The organism is Nocardioides mesophilus, assembly GCF_014395785.1.
In the GTDB taxonomy this organism is placed as follows: domain Bacteria; phylum Actinomycetota; class Actinomycetes; order Propionibacteriales; family Nocardioidaceae; genus Nocardioides_B; species Nocardioides_B mesophilus.
Genome location: NZ_CP060713.1, coordinates 3,374,243 through 3,394,831, shown reverse-complemented (window position 1 = coordinate 3,394,831; position 20,589 = coordinate 3,374,243). Strand labels below are relative to the sequence as shown.

Here is a 20,589-nt window from a genome sequence, read left to right as displayed (position 1 = left end):
TGCCCGGGCCCCGGGTGCGAGGGCGACCTGCACGACGCTGTGCCCGCCGGCAACCCTACCCGATCGGACTCTCCGTCGCGGCCGGTGTCCGGCTCATCGCGAGGGGCCGGGCCACACGTAGGGAAGGTCGTCCGGGACGTCACTGAACAGCGAGCGGTAGTGCTCGGGATCCTTGCGCAGCAAGGCGGAGCGGTGACTGCGGTGGAACGCCTCGTCACCGAGCCAGACCGGCAGCGCCGCGGCCTCGCGGAGCTCGGGCTGGCTGCGCACGGTCGAGGTCCCGGCCTCCCGGAGATCGGTCACCAGGGTGGTCGCACACGTGTCGGCGAACCCCCGCCCGACCCAGACCTCGCAGCAGGTCAGGGCGTAGCGCACCAGCGCCTCCTCATGGCCCTTCCACATCAGCACGGCCGGGTGGTGGCGCCAGCCGTAGCCGGGGCGGACCAGCCCGCGGAGCACCTGGATGCCCTCGACCCGCTGCTTGCCGAGCCGCTTGTCGTCCAGCGAGCGGGCGGAGCGCTCGAAGTCGGGGTAGGGCAGGAACGTCTGCATCGGCGCCGCGTCAGACCGGGCAGCCGTCCGGCCCGCAGGCCGCGTCCTGGTCGGCGCCGACCACCGTCAGGGTCGGGTGGGCGGCGGCCCAGGCCCGCTCCAGGACGTCGGCGAAGACCTCCACCGGCTGCGCCCCCGAGACGCCGTACGCCCGGTCGACGACGAAGAACGGCACCCCGCTCGCCCCGAACGCCTGTGCCTGCGCGACGTCGGCGTGCACGTCGTCGGTGAACTCCTGCGAGCCGAGCATCTGCTCGACCCGGGCGGCGTCGAGGCCGGTGTCGGCGGCGACCTTGCGCAGCACGTCGTGGTCGGCGACGTTCTCGGTGCGGGTGAAGTACGCCGCCAGCAGCGCCTCCTTCAGCTCCCCCTGCAGGCGCGGGCCGCCCTGCTCGAGCGCCAGGTGCAGCAGCCGGTGCGCGTCCACGGTGTTGCCGCGCAGGGTGCGCTCGAGGTGGTACTCGAGACCCTCCTCGGCGGCCACCTCGCTGACCCGCTGGAGCATCTGTCGGGCGCCGTCCACTCCGCCGCCGTACTTGCGGGCGATCACCTCGACGACGGGCTCCGTGGAGTCCCGCGGAGCCGAAGGGTCGAGCTCGAAGGAGCGGTAGACCACCTCCACCTCGTCGGCGTGCTCGAAGCCGGCGAGGGCGCGCTCGAGGCGACGTTTGCCGATGTAGCACCACGGACACACGACGTCGGACCAGATCTCGATGCGCATACCGGTCCCAACGTCTCGAAGCGACCGGTTCTTCCCGGACGTCCGACGCTGCGGCGCGCCGGCGCGGGAACCGGTCAGCCGGTCCGCTCGGGAACCCGCGGACGGGCCGGCGACCGGGACGACCGGCCCCGCGCCTTGACCAGGAAGATCGTCATGGTCGGGACGACGTAGAGCAGCCACGCGACCCCGGCCAGCACGCTGGTCACCGGCGAGATGTTGAAGACGCCCTTGAGGACGACGGCGAACCACGACGAGGGATCGAGCACGTTGCTGACGTCGAAGAGCAGGGAGTCCTCCCCGGGCAGCACCCCGGCCTCCTGGAGGTCGTGCACCCCGTAGGAGAGCACGCCGCCGGCGACCAGGACGAGGAAGCCGCCGGTCCAGGTGAAGAAGCGCGACAGGTTCAGCCGCAGCGCACCGCGGTAGAGCAGGTAGGCCAGCACGACCGCGGTGGCGAGGCCCAGTGCGGCCGCGATCAGCGGGCGCACGCTGCTCGCGCCGCCGGACGTGGCCGCCCCGGTGGCCGCCCACAGGAACAGCGCCGTCTCGAGGCCCTCGCGGCCCACCGCCAGCAGACCCACCACCACCAGCGACCAGCCGCCGGCGTCGGCGGCCCGGTCGATCCGGCCGCGGAGCTCGCCGCCCATCCCCCGCGCGGCGGCGGCCATCCAGAAGATCATCCAGGTCACGAAGACGACCGCCAGGACCGACAGCAGCCCGCCGATGAGCTCCTGCGCCTCGTGGCTGAGACCCCGGGGACCGAAGGTCAGTGCCGCCCCGAAGCCGAGGCTGAGCACGATCGCGGCAGCGACCCCGCTCCACAGCTGGGGCAGCAGCCGGCGGCGGTCCGACTTCACCAGGTAGGCCACGAGGATGCTGACGATCAGCCCGGCCTCGAGGCCTTCCCGCAGGCCGATGAGGAAGTTGGCGAGCATGAAGGGCGCTCCGATCCAGTAGGTAAGGCTTACCTTAGTTCGAACTACCAAGGATGTCGATGCGGGGTCCCCGCCCGTGCCGTGCCGGCTAGCCCGGCCGGGTGCGCGGAGGGACGGCGCTCACACTCCCCCGGGCGCGCGGCGGCAAGCGCTCCGACATGCACTCGAGAGCCCGGCAGGGCCGCGCCCCGCCTGGGGCGCCGCCCGGTAGCCCGCGAGTGCATGTCGCACCGCAGGTGCTCGTCGCCGCGGGGGCCAGCCTCCGGGTGCGGGAGGGCCGGGCCCGCGGCCAGCTGACGCTCCCCTCGGGCGCGCGGCGGCAAGCGCTCCGACATGCACTCGAGAGCCCGGCAGGGCCGCGCCCCGCCTGGGACCTCGCCCGGTGGCCGGGAAGTGCATGTCCCACCGCTGGTGCCCCTCCCCCGGGTCGGGCGGCCCCGCCCGCCGGGCGCGGGAACAGCCGGCGGCACGTGAGCCACCGGGGCGGCGGCAACACCGGTACGCCGGCCTGGGCGGCCGCGACCTGGGCCCGGACGCGACTGAGCCCCCGGACGGTGCCGGGGGCTCGGTCGGTGCAGCAGGTGGGCAGGCCGATCAGCGGGTGGAGGTGCCCTCCGTGTAGTCGCTGTCGTGCGACTTCACCCAGCTCATCATCTTGCGCAGCTCACGGCCGGTCTTCTCGATCGGGTGCTGCTCGCCCTGGGCGCGCAGCGCCTTGAACTCCGGCGCGCCGGCGTCCTGGTCGTCGATGAACCGCTGCGCGAAGGCGCCGTTCTGGATGTCGGCGAGGACCGCCTTCATGTTCTCCTTCACGTGCGGGTCGATGACCCGCGGGCCGGAGACGTAGTCGCCGTACTCGGCGGTGTCGGAGACCGACCAGCGCTGCTTGGCGATGCCGCCCTCGTACATCAGGTCGACGATCAGCTTCAGCTCGTGCAGGCACTCGAAGTACGCGACCTCCGGCTGGTAGCCGGCCTCGATCAGCGTCTCGAAGCCGTACTGCACCAGCTGGGAGGCGCCGCCGCACAGGACCGCCTGCTCGCCGAAGAGGTCGGTCTCGCACTCCTCGGTGAAGGTGGTCTTGATGCCGCCCGCGCGCAGGCCGCCGATGGCCTTCGCGTAGGACAGGGCGAGCTCCCAGGCCTTGCCTGTCGCGTCGACCTCGACGGCGACGAGCACCGGGACGCCGCGGCCCTCGGTGTACTCGCGACGCACCAGGTGGCCGGGACCCTTGGGCGCGACCATCGCCACGTCGACGCCCTCGGGCGGCTCGATGTAGCCGAAGCGGATGTTGAAGCCGTGCCCGAAGAAGAGCGCGTCACCCTCGACGAGGTTCGGCTCGACGGCCTCGGCGTACAGCTTCCGCTGCACGTGGTCGGGCGCGAGGATCATGATCAGGTCGGCCTCCTCGCAGGCCTCGTTCGGGGTGAGCACCCGCAGGCCCTCGGCCTCCGCCTTCGCCCGGCTCTTGGAGCCTTCGGGCAGCCCGACGCGGACGTCCACGCCCGAGTCGCGAAGCGAGAGCGCGTGCGCGTGCCCCTGGCTGCCGTAGCCCAGCACCGCAACGTTGCGGCCCTGGATCACCGACAGGTCGGCGTCGTCGTCGTAGAACATCTCAGCCACGATGGGCTCTCCTTCTTCTGGTGTGTCAGACACATCTGGCTCGGGGTCGGTCGGGGGTCAGGCGGGGTCGTGGTGGAGCGGTCCGGGAGCCGGGGCGTCCACCACGGGTACGTCGTTCAGGCGGGTGCGGAGAGTGAGGCCGGGACCGGGACGGGCTTGAGGTTCCGCTCGCTGATGGAGCGTCCGCCGCGTCCTATCGCCACCATCCCGGACTGCACGAGCTCGCGGACGCCGAACGGCTCGACCACCCGCAGGAAGTCCTCGAGCTTTCCGGCGTTGCCGACCACCTGGATGGTGACGGCGTCGGTGGCCACGTCGACCACCTTGGCACGGAACAGCTGGACGACTTCGAGCACCTGGCTCCGCGACGTGGCGTCGGCCTTGACCTTCACCAGCAGCAGCTCGCGGGAGACCGCCTGGGTCGGCTCGAGCTCGACGATCTTGATCACCTCGACGAGCTTGTTCAGCTGCTTGGTGACCTGCTCGAGCGGCGACTCCTCGACGCTGACCACGATGGTCATCCGGGAGACCTCGGGGTGCTCGGTCGGCCCGACCGCGAGGGAGTCGATGTTGAACCCCCGGCGGCTGAACAGGCCGGCGACCCTGGCGAGGACGCCGGGCTTGTTCTCCACCAGCACGGACAGCGTGTGCTTGCTCATCGGTTCCACTCCCGCTCTCGGGGTCCTCGGGTGCTCACAGGTCGTCCTCCTCGAAGACGGGCGCCATGTCCCGGGCGAACTTGATGTCGTCGTTGCTGGTGCCGGCGGCCACCATCGGCCACACCATCGCGTCGCGGTGCACCCGGAAGTCCACGACCACCGGCACGTCGTCGACCTGCATCGCCTTCTCGATCGTCGCGTCGACGTCCTCCGGCGCCTCGCAGGCCAGACCCACGCAGCCGTAGGCCTCGGCGAGCTTCACGAAGTCGGGGATCCGCTTGGACTGCAGGTCGGTGTTGGAGTAGCGCTCGTTGTAGAACAGCGTCTGCCACTGCCGGACCATGCCGAGGGACTCGTTGTTGATGATCGCGACCTTGATCGGGATGCCCTCGATCGCGCAGGTCGCGAGCTCCTGGTTGGTCATCTGGAAACAGCCGTCGCCGTCGATGGCCCACACCGTGGTGTCCGGGCAGCCGACCTTGGCGCCCATCGCGCCCGGCACGGCGAAGCCCATCGTGCCGAGGCCTCCGGAGTTGATCCAGGTGCGCGGGTTCTCGTAGCTGACGAAGTGGGTCGCCCACATCTGGTGCTGACCCACGCCGGAGACGTAGATCGACTCGGGGCCGGCGATCTTGCCGAGCCGCTGGATGACGTACTGCGGGGAGAGGGACCCGTCGGAGGGCTCGTCGTAGCCCAGCGGGTACTTCATCTTCACCCCGGCCAGGAACTCCACCCAGGCCTCGTAGTCGCCGGAGCGGCCCTGCTCGGCCTCGGCCTGGAGCGCAACCACCAGGTCGGCGATCACCTCGCGGGCGTCGCCGACGATCGGGACGTCGGTGTGCCGGTTCTTGCCGATCTCCGCTGGGTCGATGTCGGCGTGGATCACCTTGGCGTTCGGCGCGAACGAGTCCAGGTTGCCGGTCACCCGGTCGTCGAAGCGGGCCCCGAGGCTGATGATCAGGTCACTGCGCTGCAGTCCGGCGACCGCGGCCACGGTGCCGTGCATGCCCGGCATGCCGAGGTGCTGCGGGTGGCTGTCGGGGAAGGCGCCGCGGGCCATCAGGGTCGTGACCACGGGGATCCCGGTCGCCTCGGCGAGCACCCGCAGCTCCTTGGAGGCACCCGCGCGGATCACCCCGCCGCCGACGTACAGGACGGGGCGTCGCGACTCCAGGATCAGCCGGGCGGCCTCGCGCACCTGCTTGGCGTGCGGACGGGTCACCGGCCGGTAGCCGGGGAGGTTCAGCTCGGTCGGCCACGCGAACGTGGTCGCCGCCTGCAGGGCGTCCTTGGAGACGTCGACGAGCACGGGTCCGGGTCGGCCCGTGGAGGCGATGTAGAACGCCTCGGCGATGGTGCGCGCGATGTCGTCCGGGTTCGTGACCAGGAAGTTGTGCTTGGTGATCGGCATCGTGATGCCGCGGATGTCGGCCTCCTGGAAGGCGTCGGTGCCGATCGCGGCGCTCGCCACCTGGCCGGTGACGGCCACCATCGGCACGCTGTCCATGTAGGCGTCGGCGATCGGGGTGACCAGGTTCGTGGCGCCGGGCCCCGAGGTGGCCATGCAGACCCCTACCTTGCCGGTGGCGCTCGCGTACCCCTGCGCCGCGTGTCCGGCGCCCTGCTCGTGCCGCACCAGGATGTGACGCAGCTTGGTGGAGTCGAAGAGCGGGTCGTAGGCGGGCAGGATCGCGCCGCCCGGGATGCCGAAGACGTTCTCGGCTCCCGCGCACTCGAGGGCCTTGATCAGGCTCTGTGCGCCGGTGACGGCGGTCTCCGTCCCCGTGGTCGCTGCCGCGCCGGTGGCCTGGTTCGCCATGCTCGCCTTCCTCGTCCGTTCACCCCGGAGGGTGCCGTGCCCAACAAAAAACCCCTCGGCCCGGTGGGCAATCGAGGGGAGGACGCGTCGCTGTCGGTGGTGTCGTCAGCAGCCGCGTCGCGTGCGTACAAGAATGTCGGTTCGCATGGGACCAACCGTCGCCGCAGCCGCGCTCCCTCGTCAAGCAAGTGTGACAGGCGTCCCAACATCTGGACTTTGCGTACCAGCATGTGAACGGATCTCGCTCAGCGAGCGTCGCTGTCGGCCCCGCTCGTCGAAGTTCGCCGGTGCCAGCCACTCCTCGTGCGCCGCGTCCAGGGCCGGCCACTCCCGGTCGGTGATCGAGAACCACGCCGTGTCCCGGTTGCGGCCTTTGTAGACCACCGCCTGCCGGAAGACGCCCTCGAAGGTGAAGCCGAGGCGGACCGCAGCGTCGCGGGACGGCTGGTTCAGCGCGTCGCACTTCCACTCGTAGCGCCGGTAGCCGAGCTCCTCGAAGACGTGCCGGGCCATCAGGTGCATCGCCTCGGTGGCGGCGGCGGTCCGCTGGAGCCGTCGGCCGAACAGGATGCCGCCCACCTCGACGGTGCCGTTGCGAGGGTCGATGCGCAGGAAGTTGGCGAGGCCGACGGGCGTACCGGCGGGGTTCAGGACCGCCACGCTGACCGAGTCGGGGTCCGCGGCGGTGCCGGCCACCCGGGCGGCGAACGACTCCGCGTCCGGGTAGGGGCCGTCGGCCAGGTAGGTCCACAGCGACTCGTTGCCGGGACCGGCGCAGGACGGGTAGAGCGCCTCCGCGTGCTCGGCGCGCAGCGGCACCACGCTGCAGTGCCGACCCGGGAACGGTCCGGGCCGCGGAGGCTCCCGCTCCGACCAGCCCGGCACCGCCCCGCCGATCGGCGCGAATGCCTCTTCCGACCGTCCCATGTGTGGAACTCTAGGTCGGTCCCGGACGCAGCGGGCTTCCGGACCGACCCGACTCGGGAAACCACATGCAGCTTCGCCGCACCAGCGCTGCGCTGGCGCTCGGCCTCTCGGCCGCTCTGACCACCACCCTCGCCGGCCCGGCCGCGGCGGCGACCAGCGAGGACCTCGGGCTGTCGACGCCCCGCGAGGACAGCTACTACCCGGCGTACGGCGACCCGGGCGTGGACACCCTCCACTACGGCCTGGACCTCGACTGGAACCGCGGCAAGCGGCTGCTGCGCGGCGTCGCCGACATCCGGCTGCGCGCCACCGGCACCGCCGATCACGTCCAGCTCGACCTGAACAGGACCATGACCGTCACCGCGGTGAGCGTCGACGGGGTCCCGGCGCTGTTCTCGCACCCCGGCCGGCACCTCGTCATCGACTCCCCCGTCGTGGCCGACCAGCGGTACGACGTGCGCGTGACCTACCGCGGCACCCCGCGGCCGGTGCCCGCACCGACCACCCGCGGCGACTTCAGCGATGTCGGCATGCGGGTCGCCCGCGACGGCCAGCTGTGGACCATGCAGGAGCCCTTCGGTGCGTTGACGTGGTACCCCGTCAACGACCAGCCGTCGGACAAGGCGCTCTACGACATCACCGTGTCCGCTCCCCGCGACTGGGTCGGGGTCAGCAACGGCACGCTGGTCAGCCGCACCCGCACCGAGCGACGCACCACCACCTCGTGGCAGCTGCAGCACCCGACCGCCAGCTACCTGACCACGCTCGCGGTCGGCCCCTACGCCCATCGGCGCGACACCGGCCCGCACGGGCTGCCGCTGCACTTCTGGCTGCCGCGCGGCGAGGTGGCCCGCTACATGAAGGGGCTGCAGCACGTGGGTGCCGACCTGCGCTGGCTGGAGGCGCGGTTGGGTCGCTACCCGTTCGAGTCCGCGGGCGCCGTCGTCGTCCCGGCCGAATCGGCGATGGAGACGCAGACGCTGGTCACCTTCGGCTCCCGCAGCTGGGGCGACGCACTGTCCGGACGCGAGACCATGGTCCACGAGCTCGCGCACCAGTGGTACGGCGACACCGTCACCCCCAGCGACTGGCGCGACCTGTGGATGAACGAGGGCATGGCGATGTACCTCGAGGCGCAGTGGGCCTCGCAGAAGACCTCGATGCGCTGGCGCGACTGGATCTCCTACTTCAAGTGGTCGAACACCTACGACCGGCGGGAGCAGGGCGGCCCGGGCGCCTACGACCGCGGCGACTTCGCGACCAGCTGCGTCTACACCTGCACCGCGCTGATGTACGACAAGCTCCGCCTCAAGCTCGGCGACGAGACGTTCTGGCGGGTGGTCCGCCGGTGGCCGCAGCAGCACCCGGACAGCAGCTCGAACCGCCAGCAGTTCGTGAGCTTCGTCGAGGACCAGACCGGGCGCGAGCTGAGCGGCTTCTTCCGCGACTGGCTCAACTCCCGCACCTGGCCGCCGGCCTGATCCCGAGCGGGGCGGAACCGGCGTGGCGGCGCGTCCGTCACGCAGCGCGCGGGCCGCTCCGCCGGGTCAGGAACCGCTCGTCCCCGCTCCCGGGAGCGGGTCGTCGTCGAAGGCGGGCAGCCCGTCGATGCTCGACCTGTTCTTGGCGCGCCGGTAGTCGAGCAGCCCCTCGGTGCCCTTGCGCTCCATGTGCCCCGGAAGCAGGTCCCGCTCGCCGGCGTACTCCAGCAGGGGGACGCCGTAGCCGCAGGAGTCCGAGACCCGCTCGACGTCCACGACGACGACGGCGCGGGCACCCCGGGTCTCGGTGAACCGTGCCGCCCAGGTCTCGTAGCCGGGGTCGTAGAGGCTGACCACCCGGCCGGTCCCGTGCAACCGCACCACGTTCGGCGAGCGCTCGAACGAGCAGAACATGACCGTGATCCGACCGTTCTCGCGCAGGTGCGCGATCGTCTCGGCGCCGCTCGCGGTGATGTCGAGGTAGGCGACGGTGCGCTCGTCCACCACGACGAACGTGCCGGCGACGCCCTTGGGAGAGACGTTGACGTGACCGCCGCTGGACGGCGCGGTGGCCACGAAGAACACCGGCTGCGCCTCGATGAAGGCGCGCAGCCGGCCGCCGATCGACTCGTGGACCGCGCTCATCCCGGGACCGGGCTCAGCCGCACACCGCGCCGTGAGCGGCGGACTGCACGACCTTGGCGTACTTGCCCAGCACACCCTTGGTGAACTTCGGCTGCAGCGGCGCCCAGCCGTCCCTGCGGGCCTCGAGCTCCGCGACGTCCACGTCGACGTCGAGGCGCTGGTTGGCCACGTCCAGCCGGATCGGGTCGCCGTCCCGGACGAAGGCGATCGGCCCGCCGTCGACGGCCTCCGGGGCGACGTGCCCGACGCACAGGCCCGTCGTACCTCCGGAGAAGCGGCCGTCGGTCAGCAGCAGCACGTCCTTGCCGAGGCCGGCTCCCTTGATCGCGCCGGTGATCGCCAGCATCTCGCGCATCCCCGGGCCGCCCTTGGGCCCTTCGTAGCGGATCACCACCACGTCGCGGGCCTGGATCTGACCAGCCTCGAGCGCGTCCATCGCGGCCCGCTCGCCGTCGAAGACCCGGGCGGTGCCCTCGAAGACCGACTCGTCGAAGCCGGCCGACTTCACGACCGCGCCCTCGGGGCGAGCGAGCCCTTGAGGATCGTCAGGCCGCCGGTCTTGTGGATCGGCGCGGTGAGCTGCCGGATGACGTCACCGTCGAGGTCCGGGGGTGCGATCTCCTCCAGGTTCTCCGCCAGCGTCCTGCCGGTCACGGTCAGGCAGTCGCCGTGCATCAGGCCCGCCTCGAGCAGCGCCTTCATCACGACCGGGATGCCGCCGACCTTGTCGACGTCGTTCATCACGTAGCGGCCGAACGGCTTCAGGTCGCCGATGTGCGGCACCTTGGCACCGATCCGGTTGAAGTCGTCGAGGGTGAGGTCGACCTCCGCCTCGCGGGCGATCGCCAGCAGGTGCAGGACCGCGTTGGTGGAGCCGCCGAGCGCCATCACCACGGTGATCGCGTTCTCGAACGCCTCCATGGTCATGATCTGCCGGGCGGTGATGCCCTTGCGCAGCAGGTTCACCACGGCCTCGCCGGAGCGGTGCGCGAAGCCGTCGCGGCGGCGGTCCACCGCGGGTGGGGCCGCGGAGCCCGGCAGGGACATGCCGAGCGCCTCGCCGACGGCGGCCATCGTGTTGGCGGTGTACATGCCGCCGCAGGCGCCCTCGCCGGGGCAGATCGCCCGCTCGATCCGGTCGACCTCCTCCCGGGTGATCTTGCCGGCCAGGCAGGCGCCGACCGCCTCGAAGGCGTCGATGATCGTGACGTCGCGGCCGTCGACCTGGCCGGGCATGATCGAGCCGGCGTAGAGGAAGACGCTGGCGAGGTCGAGTCGCGCGGCGGCCATCATCATGCCCGGCAGCGACTTGTCGCACCCGGCGAGCAGCACGGAGCCGTCGAGGCGCTCGGCCATCATCACGGTCTCGACGCTGTCGGCGATCACCTCACGCGAGACCAGCGAGAAGTGCATGCCCTCGTGACCCATCGAGATGCCGTCGGAGACCGAGATGGTGCCGAACTCCAGCGGGTAGCCGCCGGCGGCGTGCACGCCGTTCTTCACGGCCTTCGCGAGCCGGTCCAGCGACAGGTTGCAGGGGGTGATCTCGTTCCAGGACGAGGCGACGCCGATCTGCGGCTTGGCGAAGTCGTCGTCGCCCATGCCCACCGCGCGGAGCATGCCGCGCGCCGCCGCGCGCTCCAGGCCGTCGGTCACGTCGCGGCTGCGGGGCTTGATGTCGGGGGTCTCTGGCATGAACCGGATCGTACGCCGCGGGCCGGGCGGCGACCCGTCGACCGCCGCCTGGCGAGAACGACCGGCGCCGCCCGGCGGCCTTCTCCGGAAGCAGCTCGCGACTCCTACCGCTGCGGCTCGGTGTCTCCGAGCTGCGGGTCACGCACCAGCCGGAACATCACCAATGCCTGTACCTCCTCGATCGAGGCCACCCCGTCCCAGGCGGCGAGGAACGACCACCGTCCATGACCGTCGCTCGCGCGGTGACCCGGCCCTCGCCACCGGAGCCGGTCCTCCCACGGTCCCTCGTCGGAGCCCTGCCGGATCCGGCACACCTGCAGCTGTGTCTCTCCGGCCTTCACCGGAAGCACGAGCTCGGCCAGGAACCCGCCCTCATCGGTGAGCGGCACGACCACGTCGATCGCGCGCGCGAACGGGAACAGACGGTCGAGAGCAGCTTCGAGCCGCATCAGCGGCCTCCGGTCGACGAGACCTTCGACCATGACGACGTCGGGTGCACCGCCAGGGCAACGAACACCAACACAGGCTCAGAGCTCGGCGGCCCGCACGCAGAGCACGTCGGGCAGGTGCTCGGCGACCGGACGCCAGCTCTCCCCCTCGTCGGCGCTCGCCATCACGGTGCCGTCCCGGCTGCCGAAGTAGATCCCGGCCGGGTCGCCGCCATCGGCGCACATCGCGTCACGCATCACCGCGGAGTAGAAGTCGTCCGGCAGCCCGCGACCCAGCGCCTGCCAGCTCCCCCCGGCGTCGGTGGAGCGGTAGACCCGGCAGTCCCCGTCGACCGGGTAGCGCGCGTCGGCGCCGCCGAGCGGCAGCACGAACACCGTCCCGCCTCGGCGCGGGTGCGCGACGACCGGGAAGCCGAAGTCGCTGGGCAGTCCGTCGGCGATGGAGGTCCAGGAGTCGCCGCGGTCGTCGCTGCGGTAGACGCCGCCATGGTTCTGCGCGTAGAGCCGGTCCGGGTCGTCGGCGTCGCGGGCCACCTTGTGCACGCACTGGCCGAACTCGGGGTACTGCACCTCACCGGGGAAGAACTCGGCCTTGATGCCGACGTTGGCCGGCGCCCACGTCTCGCCGGCGTCGAAGGTCCGGTAGACGCCGCCGGTGGACATCGCGACGGTGAGCTGGTCCGGGTCGGTCGGGTGCGGCAGCAGCGTGTGGATCGCCTGACCTCCGAACCCCGCTCCCCACTGCGGGCGGTGCGGGTGGTCCCACAGCGAGCGCACCATCGTGAAGCTCTCGCCGCGGTCGGTGGAGCGGAACAGCGCCGACGGCTCGGTGCCGGCCCAGACGACGTCCGGGTCCGCGGGGGACGGGGCGATCGACCAGACCGCCTCCAGGCTCGCGCCGGTGTCCTCGGGGAACTTGATCGCTCCCTCGTCGCTGCGCTGCCACGTCCGGCCGAGGTCGTCGGAACGGAGCAGCTGCGGTCCCCAGTGCCAGCTGCGGCTGGCCATGAACATCCGCGGGCTGTCCGCGCGCCGGTCGAACGCGACCGCGTGCACCTCGCTCCTCAGCTCGTCGGGCCCCTCCAGCTTCCAGTCGACGCGGTCGGCGCTGCGGGCCAGCCAGAGCCCCTTGCGGGTGCCGATCATCAGCACGGTCTCGGTCATGACACCCCTCCTCGGGCCGGTCCCGACGACCGGCCCCGGTGTACAGACCGGCACGCTACTCCGAACTCATCGGTGGGTCGCTCAGAATTGGTGGCGCCCCCGGAGTTCCCGCAGCCAGTCCCCGGCCAGCGGGATCTGCCACTGCTCGACGAGCTGCTCCGCCCGGTCCGCGTGCCGCGTCGCCGCGTCGCCCTCACCGCCGGCTGCGGCCGCGAGGGCGAGGAAGGCGTCCACCGGGCCCAGTGCGCAGTGCGCGCCGGCCGTGAGGGCGCGGCCGGCGTACGGCGCCAGCGCGGCGTACGCCCGACGTCCCAGGACCGCGTCGCCGAGCCCGAGCGCGGTCTCCGCCGCACAGCCCCACAGCAGGGGCGACGCCCAGGTGTCGGCGTCGAGCTCGAAGGGGTGCTTCTCGGCCATCGTCCGGGCCCGGTCCACCTCTCCGCCGCGCAGCAGGCAGACGACGGCGAGAGGGCCGAGCAGCGTCTCCGCCTCGACCACCGCGACCAGCTCGTCGACCACGGCCAGCGGGGTGCCCCGCCACAGCGCCAGGCTGACCACGGTGAGCAGGTTCTCGCCCTCGACGAGGCCCATCAGCTGCATCAGGCGCTGCATCCGTTCCAGCCGGTCCTCGCACTCCTCGAACCGGCCGGCCATCGCCAGCCAGGGCACCTCGGTGGCCGCCAGGATCACCAGGGCGTACTGGTGGCGCAGCCGGGTCGCCTCCCGCTGCGCCAGCGTCAGCGCCGGTCCCAGCTCCTCCACCCGGCCCAGCTCCCCCACGACCACGGCCCGCAACGTCGCGGCCACCGCCAGCCGCCGCTCGTCGCCTGACGCCTCGGCCAGGGCGACGGCCTCGCTCAGCCAGACGAGCCGGTCCGCCGCCGTCGCCGGGACGAACAGCGCGATCTGCGCGACCATCAGCGCGTCCAGCAGCAGCCCCGGCTCGCCGATCCGGCGTGCCATCGCCACGGCCTCCGCGATCCATGACCGGCGCTGGTCGAAGTCGGCCGTGAAGTACAGCTCGTTGGCGAGGCCGAGCAGCACCAGGCACCGGGACCGGCTGTCGCCACCGGGCAGCCGGGCCAGGCAGCGCCTGAGGGCACCGACCACGACCTCGTTGACCTGTCCGAAGGGAGCAGAGCTCCACAGGCTCAGCGTCATCGCCGTGGCCGCCGCGGCGACCCGGTCGTCGTCCCCCAGCCGTTCGGCCAGCGCGACCGCCTCCACCTCGACGTCGACCACGGCCTGCCAGTGGCCGCTCCACCGTCGGGCGTCGATCAGCTGCATGAGCAGCTCCCAGCGGTCGACGTCGGTCGCCGCCGGATCCCGCTGCTGCGCCTCCAGCGCCGCGACCAACAGCTCCGCGGACTCGTCGTGGGCGTGCAGGCGCCGGGTGGCGGCGGCGGCCGCAGCCGCGGACGGCCAGGCCCGTGCGGCGTGCCCCGGCCCGGCCTCCAGCCAGTGCCGGGCCTGCTCGGTCTCGCGGCCGCGGCCCTCCAGCGCCTCGGCGACCCGGACGTGCACCCGCGCCCGGCGGGTCGCCGGCAGCGCGGCGTACACGGTGTCGCGGACCAGCGCGTGCGCGAACGCCCAGCGGTCCACGCCGTCCTCGCGGACGAGCCCGGCGACCCGCGCCGGCTCGAGCAGGTCCAGCACGTCGTCCTCGTCGAGGCCGCCGGCCGCGGCGACCGTGCCGGTGTCGAACTCGCGGCCGACCACCGAGGCTGTCCGCAGCACGGCCCGGGTCGGCTCCTCCAGCCGCTCGATCCGGCGGACCAGCACGTCGTGGACGGCGGTCGGCGGGTCGGGCTCGGCGAGCAGGGCCGCCAGGTCGCCGCCCTCGGCCGCCAGCCGGGCGTACTCCACGAGGAAGAACGGGTTGCCGTCGGTGCGGAGGGCCAGCGACTCCGCCTCCACCGCGGACGGGCGGTCGTGGGTCACCGCGGTGACCACCTCGGCGGCCCCGGCGGCGTCCAGGCCCGTGAGCTCCAGGCGCAGCGCGTGCCGGCGCGCGAGTGACTCCGCGACGTCCGCCAGCGCCTCGCGCGGCGGCGGGTGCGGGCGCCAGGTGCCGACGACTGCCAGGCGTCCCTCCTGCACGGTCTCCACCAGCAGGCGCAGCACGCGCAGCGAGGACCGGTCGGCCCAGTGCAGGTCGTCGAGCACCAGCAGCAGCGGACGCTGCGCCGCGGCCTCGTGGATCGTGGCCACCACGGCCTCCCAGGAGCGGAACTGGGCGCCCTCGTCCTCGCGGTCGCCCGGGGCGGCCCGCGGGAGCTCCGCCCCGAGACCGGCGAGCACCGGGCGCCAGGGCCACAGCGGCGGCGCGCCGTCGTCCTGCGAGCAGCTGCCGACCAGCACAGTGGCACCTCGGGCACGTGCGAGCGCGGCGAGCTCGGAGGTCAGCCGGGTCTTGCCGATCCCGGGATCGCCGGTCACCGCGGCGAAGGCTGGCCGGCCGGTGTCGGCGGTGTCGAGGAGCCCGGCCAGCACGGCCAGCTCCGCGGACCGGCCGACCATCGGCCAGAAGTTCGGGCCGGCACCGCCGGCCGCGCCATTGGGGGCGGTCGGGGTGGTCGGGGTGGTGGGGCCGGTGGGGGTGGTCGGGGCGACGGCTCCGGGACCGGCCGGCCCGGGGAGGGACCGGGCGTCGGCCGCGGGCACGGGCCCTGGAGCGGACGGGCCGCGGGTCGCGACTCCGGACGGCGGCGGGGTCCAGTCCAGCCCCGGGTCCTGCGCCAGGATCGCGCCCTGCAGCTTCCGCAGCTCGTGGCCCGGCTCGAGCCCGAGCTCCTCGACCAGCAGCGTGCGGATCTCGCGCAGCACCTCCAGCGCCTCCGCCTGCCGTCCCGACCGGGTGAGCGCGAGGGCACGCAGCGCCCAGAGCCGCTCCCGCAACGGGTGCGCGGCCGTCAGCGCCTCGAGCTGGCCGGCGACCGTCGAGTGGTGGCCCCGCGCCAGCTCCGCGACCGCGCGGTCCTCCAGCGCCAGCAGCCGCAGCTCGCCGAGCCGGGTCCGCTCCGCCTCGGCGGCGGGTGCGTCCTCGAGCTCGGCGTAGGGGTCGCCGCGCCACAGGGCGAGTGCCTCGTCGAGTCGGTCGACCAGCTCGGCGAGCTCCTCGGCCGACGGGTCCGCGCCGACCCGGTGGTGCTGCTCGGTGACCAGCTGGTCGAACCGGGTCGCGTCGAGGGCCTGGGCCGGGAGCCGGAGGGCGTAACCGGAGTCGACGGTGACGAGCACGCTGGCCGGCGCCCGGCGTTCCCGTTGCGGCTCGAGGGCGCGGCGCAGCCCGGCGACGTACGACTGCAGCGTCGCGGAGACCCCCGGCGGCGGCGCGTCCGCCCAGAGCAGGTCGACCAGGGTGTCGACGGGCACCGGACGGCCGGCATGCAGCGCCAGCGCCGCCAGCAGCTCCCGCTGCTTGCGGGTGCCCAGAGCGACGCTGTCCGGGCCCCGACGGACCTGCACCGGCCCCAGCACCGCGACCTCCACGTCGGCAGCATAGGGCGCCGCGGCCGTCCCGCGGGCCCCCTTCGGGCAGCCCTGCAGGGTCCGGCACCGCGGACCCCCGGTCGACCCCCAGTCGATCCCCAGAGAGCTCCCAGAACGGCGCGGCACGGTGTTCTCACCAGTTCATCTCGACCCTCCGCAGGAGAGCTCATGACCAGCCAGACCTTCCCCGCCCGTCCCGCCACCGCGCACGCGGCCGCCCCGATCGCCGCCTCCGCCCTGCGGCACCTGTGCGCCGGCCGGGTGCACGTGGCCGGCGACCCCGGCTACGACGCTGCCCGCGGCGCCTGGAACGCCGCCGTCGACCAGCAGCCGGCCGCTGTCGCCCTGCCCCGCAGCGCCGGTGAGGTCGCCGAGGTGGTCCGCGCCGCCGTCGCCGCCGGGCTCCGGGTCGCTCCGCAGAGCACCGGGCACAACGCCGGGCCGCTGGCCGCGCAGGACCTCTCCGACGTCGTCCTGCTCCGGACCTCGCAGATGAGCGGGGTCAGCATCGACACCGAGCGCCGGGTCGCCCGGGTCGAAGCCGGCACCGTGTGGCTTCCCGCGGTCGAAGCCGCGGCCGAGCACGGCCTGGCCGCCCTGCACGGCTCCTCCCCCGACGTCGGCATCGCCGGCTACTCCCTCGGCGGCGGCATCGGCTGGTACGCCCGCAAGCTCGGTCTCGCCACGAACAGCCTGACCGCCGTCGAGATGGTGCTCGCCGACGGCAGCACCGTGCGTGCCGACGCCACCGAGAACCCCGAGCTGTTCTGGGCGGTGCGCGGCGGAGGCGGCAGCTTCGGCGTCGTCACCGCGCTGGAGTTCTCGCTGTTCCGGATCGCCACGGCGTACGCCGGCATGCTGATCTGGGACGTCGCCGACGCCGAGCGGGTGCTGCGCCGCTGGGCCTCCTGGGCGCCGGCAGCCCCCGACGAGGTCACCACCTCGTTCCGGGTGCTCCACCTGCCGCCGCTGCCGGACATCCCCGAGCCGCTGCGCGGACGGTCCGTGGTCGTCATCGACGGCGCCGTGCTCGGCACCGACGTGCACGGCCGCGAGCTGCTCGGCGACCTGCGGGCGCTGCGGCCCGAGATCGACACCTTCGACCGGGTCCCCGCCGGGTCGCTGGTGCGCCTGCACATGGACCCGGAGGGTCCGACGCCGGTGGTCTCCGACACCACGATGCTCGGCTCCCTGCCGGACGCCGCGGTGGACGCCTTCCTCACCGAGATCGGACCGGGCTCCGGCACCTCGCTGCTGATGGGCGAGCTGCGCCAGCTCGGCGGGGCGTTGGGCCGTCCCCACGAGGGCGGCGGGGCCCTCTCGCACCTCGACGCGGCGTTCGTGGGCTTCGCCGGAGCGATGGCGCTGACCCCGGAGATGGCGGCGCAGGGGCACGCGGACGCCGTCCGGCTGACCGGCGCGCTCTCCCCGTGGGCGAACGGCCGGCAGTACCTGAACTTCGCGGAGAACCCGGTCGACCCGCGGACCGCCTACGGCGCCGAGGCGTGGCGCCGGCTGGCCGGGATCCGGTCGGCAGTCGACCCGGACGGCGTGTTCGTGGCGAACCACCGGGTCCCCCGGCTGTTCGAGAACGGCCGGGTCACCGTCTGACCGACGGGGCGACCGACCCGCGGGTGCCGGGGCCTCCCGGCACCCGCGGCTCAACCGAGGAGCTCGACGTGCAGCGCGTCGAGGTCTTCGGCCCCGCTGGGCTCACCGACCAGGTTGCGCAGCACCCCGTCGTCGCGCCACCGCGGCACCAGGTGCACGTGGAAGTGCGGCACCTCCTGGCCGGCCGCCGTACCGCTGCTCTGGAACAGGTTGATCCCGTCGGCCCGGAGCCGGCCGACCAGCAGCCTCGCGGTCTCCTCGACCACCGGCGCCACCTCCGCGAGCACCTCGGCGCCGCCCTCCAGCAGGTCGCTGACGTGCCGGGTCGGCACCACCAGCGAGTGGCCCCGGGACAGTGGGGCGATGTCAAGGAAGGCGACCGCGTCGGGTGAGGACGCGATCACGAAGGCCTCGGCCTCACCGGCGACGATCTGGCAGAAGATGCAGGAGCTCACGGCTAGTAGTCGCCGCTCATCACGTTGACCAGCGGCTGCCCGGTCGCGTAGCGCTCGAGCTGCTCGCGGACCAGCCGGTAGGCACGGGGCTCCATCGCCGAGGTCGCTCCCCCGACGTGCGGGGAGACCAGCAAGTTCGGGCAGTCCCACAGCGGGTGCCCGGCCGGCAGCGGCTCCGGGTCCGTGACGTCGAGCGCCGCGCACAGCCGGCCGCTGCGCAGCTCGGCGACCAGGGCGTCGGTGTCCACGACCGGGCCGCGGGCGACGTTGACCAGCAGCGCACCGTCCTTCATCCGGGCCAGCGCCTCGGCGTCCATCAACCCACGGGTCTCGTCGGTCAGCGGCACGATCAGCACCACCACGTCGGCCCGCGGCAGCAGGTCGGGCAGGTCGCCCATCGCGTGCACGCCCTCGCGCTCCGAGCGGGCCACCCGGACGACCTGCGTCTCGAAGCCGTCGAGCCGGCGTTCGAGGGCGGCGCCCACGGCGCCGTACCCGACGATGAGCACGGTCCGGTCCGCGAGCGCCGGGCGGGTGCCGTGGATCCACTCGTGCGCGTCCTGGGCGCGGACGAAGCCGGGGATCCCGCGCAGCGAGGCGAGCATCAGCGTCATCGCCAGCTCGGCCGTCGAGGCGTCGTGGATGCCGCGACCGTTGCAGAGCAGGACCCCGTCGGGGACGTGCTCGCGCAGGTGGTCCACACCGGCCGACTGCGTCTGGACTACACGCAGCGAGGTCATCTTCTCCATGGCCTTGACGTCGACCTCGGAGAAGCCGTACGACGGTACGTAGAACTCCACCTCGGAGACAGACCCGGGAAGCACCTCGAGCTCGTCCGGCACCACCACCTCGTAGCGCAGGCCGGCCGGCGGCTCACCGAGCAGGGACGGGTCGAAGGGCAGCCAGACCAGAGGAGTGCTCACCTGATCGACCCTAGTCGGGGAGCCGGAGCGCGTTCACCTGGGCGTCACACGACGGAGACGGCGTTGTCGTCACAGCCTCGTAGTGTCGGCCACGGCGACCGAACCTGGCAGCACAGGCAGCTGGCCCAGACAGTCCGCCAGAGCCACCAGCACCACCAGACCGAGCAGCACCAGCAGGGCGCCCAGCGCCCGCAACCACCGTCAGGAGGCGACGTGCGGATCGACCAGCAGCTCAGAGGACTGGCCCGAGATCTGTCCCGCTGGCCGGTGGCCAGCCAGGAGACCGCCCGCCGCAACGCGATGGTGGCCAGCACGGCGCTCACCCAGCGCCGACGGGAGCTCGACGAGGTCGAGGAGTTCCTCCGCCGGCACCACCGGGCCTCTCGCCACCGCTCCGCCTGACAGCCCGGCAGCAGCGCCACGCACCCCGGGTCGGGCACACTTCGCCCATGGCCAGCAACGCCGAGCGCGCCCTGCGCGCCGTCCCCGACCTCGAGGAGGTCGACGCGCCGTCGGACCTCGCGCTGAGCTTCCACGACGTGGTCAGCGACGACGGCACGCGGCTGCGGGCCTGGTCCAACGACGTGGACGGTCCGACCGTGCTGCTCTGCAACGGCCTGGGCACCAGTGCCTATGCGTGGCCGGCGCTGCTGCGGGCCGACTGCGGCGTGCGGGTGCTGTCGTGGAACCACCGAGGAGTCGGCGGCTCCGAGCGTCCGGCGGACTCGGCCCGGGTCGGCATGGACGCCTTCGTCGAGGACGCGCTCGCGGTGCTCGACCACGCGGGAGTGGAGTCGGCCGTGGTCGCCGGCTGGAGCATCGGCGTCAACACCGCCTTCGAGCTGGCGGTGCTGCACCCGCACCGGGTGCGTGGCCTGTTCGCAGTGGCCGGGGTGCCCGGCGGCACCTTCGCCTCGATGGGGGCGCCGCTGATGCTGCCGCGGCTGCTGCGCCGGCCGCTGGCGCTCGGGCTGACCTCGCTGCTGCACCGCACCGGCGGCCTGCTCACCCCGGTCACCACCCGGCTGCCGGTCGGTCGGCGGGCCGCGCAGGCGCTCACCCACACCGGCTTCATGCTGCCCACCCCGGACCTCGAGCCGGTCGGCCGGACCGTGCGCGAGTTCCTCACCACCCCCGTCGACTGGTACATGCACCTGGCCCGGATCGCCGCGCAGCACCCCCGGGTCCCGCTCGGGGGATCACCGTCCCGACCGCCTTCGTCGCCGGTCACTTCGACCTGCTCTCCTCCGCGCAGGACATGCGGACGGCCGCGGCCCGGATCCCGGAGGCGACGTACGCCGTGCTGAGGGGCTCGCACTTCCTCCAGCTCGAGCACCCGGAGTGCGTCCACGAGGAGCTGCTCGCCCTGGTCGCGCGGGCGCACCCGGACGGAGCACCGGTGAGCGAGCGCGAGCCGGGCTGAGCGCGACGGCCACCG

18 protein-coding genes and 1 pseudogene are annotated in these 20,589 nt (G+C 73.1%); 5 read left to right on the top strand and 14 right to left on the bottom strand.

Features of this window, described 5'->3' with window-relative positions; translation table 11 throughout:
- Positions 1–93: 93 nt before the first annotated feature.
- The 7 genes from H9L09_RS16345 to H9L09_RS16315 form a co-directional block, all read right to left on the bottom strand.
- Positions 94–552: an MSMEG_6728 family protein gene (locus tag H9L09_RS16345; RefSeq protein WP_187577906.1), complete on the bottom strand. Its 459-nt coding sequence runs from the start codon at positions 550–552 to the stop codon at positions 94–96.
- 10 nt (positions 553–562) lie between these two features.
- Entirely contained in the window at positions 563–1,273 is a 711-nt protein-coding gene (locus tag H9L09_RS16340; protein ID WP_187577905.1) for a DsbA family oxidoreductase, read from the bottom strand.
- Between the two features lie 74 nt (positions 1,274–1,347).
- Entirely contained in the window at positions 1,348–2,208 is an 861-nt protein-coding gene (efeU, locus tag H9L09_RS16335) for an iron uptake transporter permease EfeU (protein WP_187577904.1), read from the bottom strand.
- A gap of 594 nt (positions 2,209–2,802) precedes the next feature.
- Positions 2,803–3,831: a ketol-acid reductoisomerase gene (ilvC, locus tag H9L09_RS16330; protein WP_281390771.1), complete on the bottom strand. Its 1,029-nt coding sequence runs from the start codon at positions 3,829–3,831 to the stop codon at positions 2,803–2,805.
- A gap of 116 nt (positions 3,832–3,947) precedes the next feature.
- On the bottom strand, positions 3,948–4,490 hold the full coding sequence (gene ilvN, locus H9L09_RS16325; protein WP_187577903.1) for an acetolactate synthase small subunit: 543 nt from the start codon (positions 4,488–4,490) through the stop codon (positions 3,948–3,950).
- Positions 4,491–4,524: 34 nt separating this feature from the next.
- Positions 4,525–6,309 carry an acetolactate synthase large subunit gene (locus tag H9L09_RS16320; protein ID WP_187577902.1) on the bottom strand — a complete coding sequence of 595 codons (1,785 nt, stop codon included), beginning with the start codon at positions 6,307–6,309 and terminating at the stop codon, positions 4,525–4,527.
- A gap of 180 nt (positions 6,310–6,489) precedes the next feature.
- Complete coding sequence (locus H9L09_RS16315) at positions 6,490–7,236, bottom strand: GNAT family N-acetyltransferase (RefSeq protein WP_187577901.1); 747 nt, start codon at positions 7,234–7,236, stop codon at positions 6,490–6,492.
- 65 nt (positions 7,237–7,301) lie between these two features.
- Between H9L09_RS16315 and H9L09_RS16310 the strand changes: the two genes are divergently transcribed.
- Entirely contained in the window at positions 7,302–8,717 is a 1,416-nt protein-coding gene (locus H9L09_RS16310) for a M1 family metallopeptidase (protein ID WP_187577900.1), read from the top strand.
- A 66-nt stretch (positions 8,718–8,783) separates the two neighbouring features.
- Here H9L09_RS16310 and H9L09_RS16305 read toward each other — a convergent pair whose 3' ends face one another.
- From H9L09_RS16305 to H9L09_RS16285, 5 genes and pseudogenes are all read right to left on the bottom strand, one after another.
- A complete protein-coding gene (locus H9L09_RS16305; protein WP_187577899.1) occupies positions 8,784–9,362 on the bottom strand; it encodes a pyridoxamine 5'-phosphate oxidase family protein in 579 nt (192 codons plus the stop codon).
- A 13-nt stretch (positions 9,363–9,375) separates the two neighbouring features.
- A pseudogene (gene ilvD, locus H9L09_RS16300) lies at positions 9,376–11,057 on the bottom strand (dihydroxy-acid dehydratase).
- A 104-nt stretch (positions 11,058–11,161) separates the two neighbouring features.
- Positions 11,162–11,506 (bottom strand): hypothetical protein, encoded by a 345-nt coding sequence (locus tag H9L09_RS16295; protein ID WP_187577898.1) that lies wholly within the window; start codon positions 11,504–11,506, stop codon positions 11,162–11,164.
- A 78-nt stretch (positions 11,507–11,584) separates the two neighbouring features.
- Complete coding sequence (locus H9L09_RS16290) at positions 11,585–12,670, bottom strand: WD40/YVTN/BNR-like repeat-containing protein (RefSeq protein WP_187577897.1); 1,086 nt, start codon at positions 12,668–12,670, stop codon at positions 11,585–11,587.
- An 81-nt stretch (positions 12,671–12,751) separates the two neighbouring features.
- Positions 12,752–16,162, bottom strand: a complete 3,411-nt coding sequence (locus H9L09_RS16285; protein WP_187577896.1) for an ATP-binding protein — start codon at positions 16,160–16,162, stop codon at positions 12,752–12,754.
- Positions 16,163–16,330: 168 nt separating this feature from the next.
- Here H9L09_RS16285 and H9L09_RS16280 point away from each other — a divergent pair, with 168 nt between their 5' ends.
- Positions 16,331–17,773, top strand: coding sequence for an FAD-binding oxidoreductase (locus H9L09_RS16280; RefSeq protein ID WP_187577895.1), 1,443 nt, complete (start codon positions 16,331–16,333; stop codon positions 17,771–17,773).
- A 50-nt stretch (positions 17,774–17,823) separates the two neighbouring features.
- Here H9L09_RS16280 and H9L09_RS16275 read toward each other — a convergent pair whose 3' ends face one another.
- Both H9L09_RS16275 and H9L09_RS16270 read right to left on the bottom strand, forming a co-directional pair.
- Positions 17,824–18,228 (bottom strand): HIT family protein, encoded by a 405-nt coding sequence (locus H9L09_RS16275; RefSeq protein ID WP_187577894.1) that lies wholly within the window; start codon positions 18,226–18,228, stop codon positions 17,824–17,826.
- A gap of 2 nt (positions 18,229–18,230) precedes the next feature.
- Positions 18,231–19,151, bottom strand: coding sequence for a 2-hydroxyacid dehydrogenase (locus H9L09_RS16270; protein WP_187577893.1), 921 nt, complete (start codon positions 19,149–19,151; stop codon positions 18,231–18,233).
- A 213-nt stretch (positions 19,152–19,364) separates the two neighbouring features.
- On the opposite strand from H9L09_RS16270, the gene H9L09_RS16265 reads away from it, so the two are divergent.
- The 3 genes from H9L09_RS16265 to H9L09_RS22525 are packed head-to-tail and all read left to right on the top strand — an operon-like array spanning position 19,365 to position 20,574.
- Entirely contained in the window at positions 19,365–19,553 is a 189-nt protein-coding gene (locus tag H9L09_RS16265) for a hypothetical protein (RefSeq protein WP_187577892.1), read from the top strand.
- 47 nt (positions 19,554–19,600) lie between these two features.
- Positions 19,601–20,458 carry an alpha/beta fold hydrolase gene (locus H9L09_RS16260; RefSeq protein ID WP_246456075.1) on the top strand — a complete coding sequence of 286 codons (858 nt, stop codon included), beginning with the start codon at positions 19,601–19,603 and terminating at the stop codon, positions 20,456–20,458.
- The gene (locus tag H9L09_RS22525) at positions 20,452–20,574 is read left to right on the top strand and encodes a hypothetical protein (protein ID WP_281390770.1); all 123 of its coding nucleotides are present in this window, start codon (positions 20,452–20,454) and stop codon (positions 20,572–20,574) included. The genes H9L09_RS16260 and H9L09_RS22525 overlap by 7 nt, the downstream gene beginning before the upstream one ends.
- Positions 20,575–20,589 lie beyond the last annotated feature (15 nt).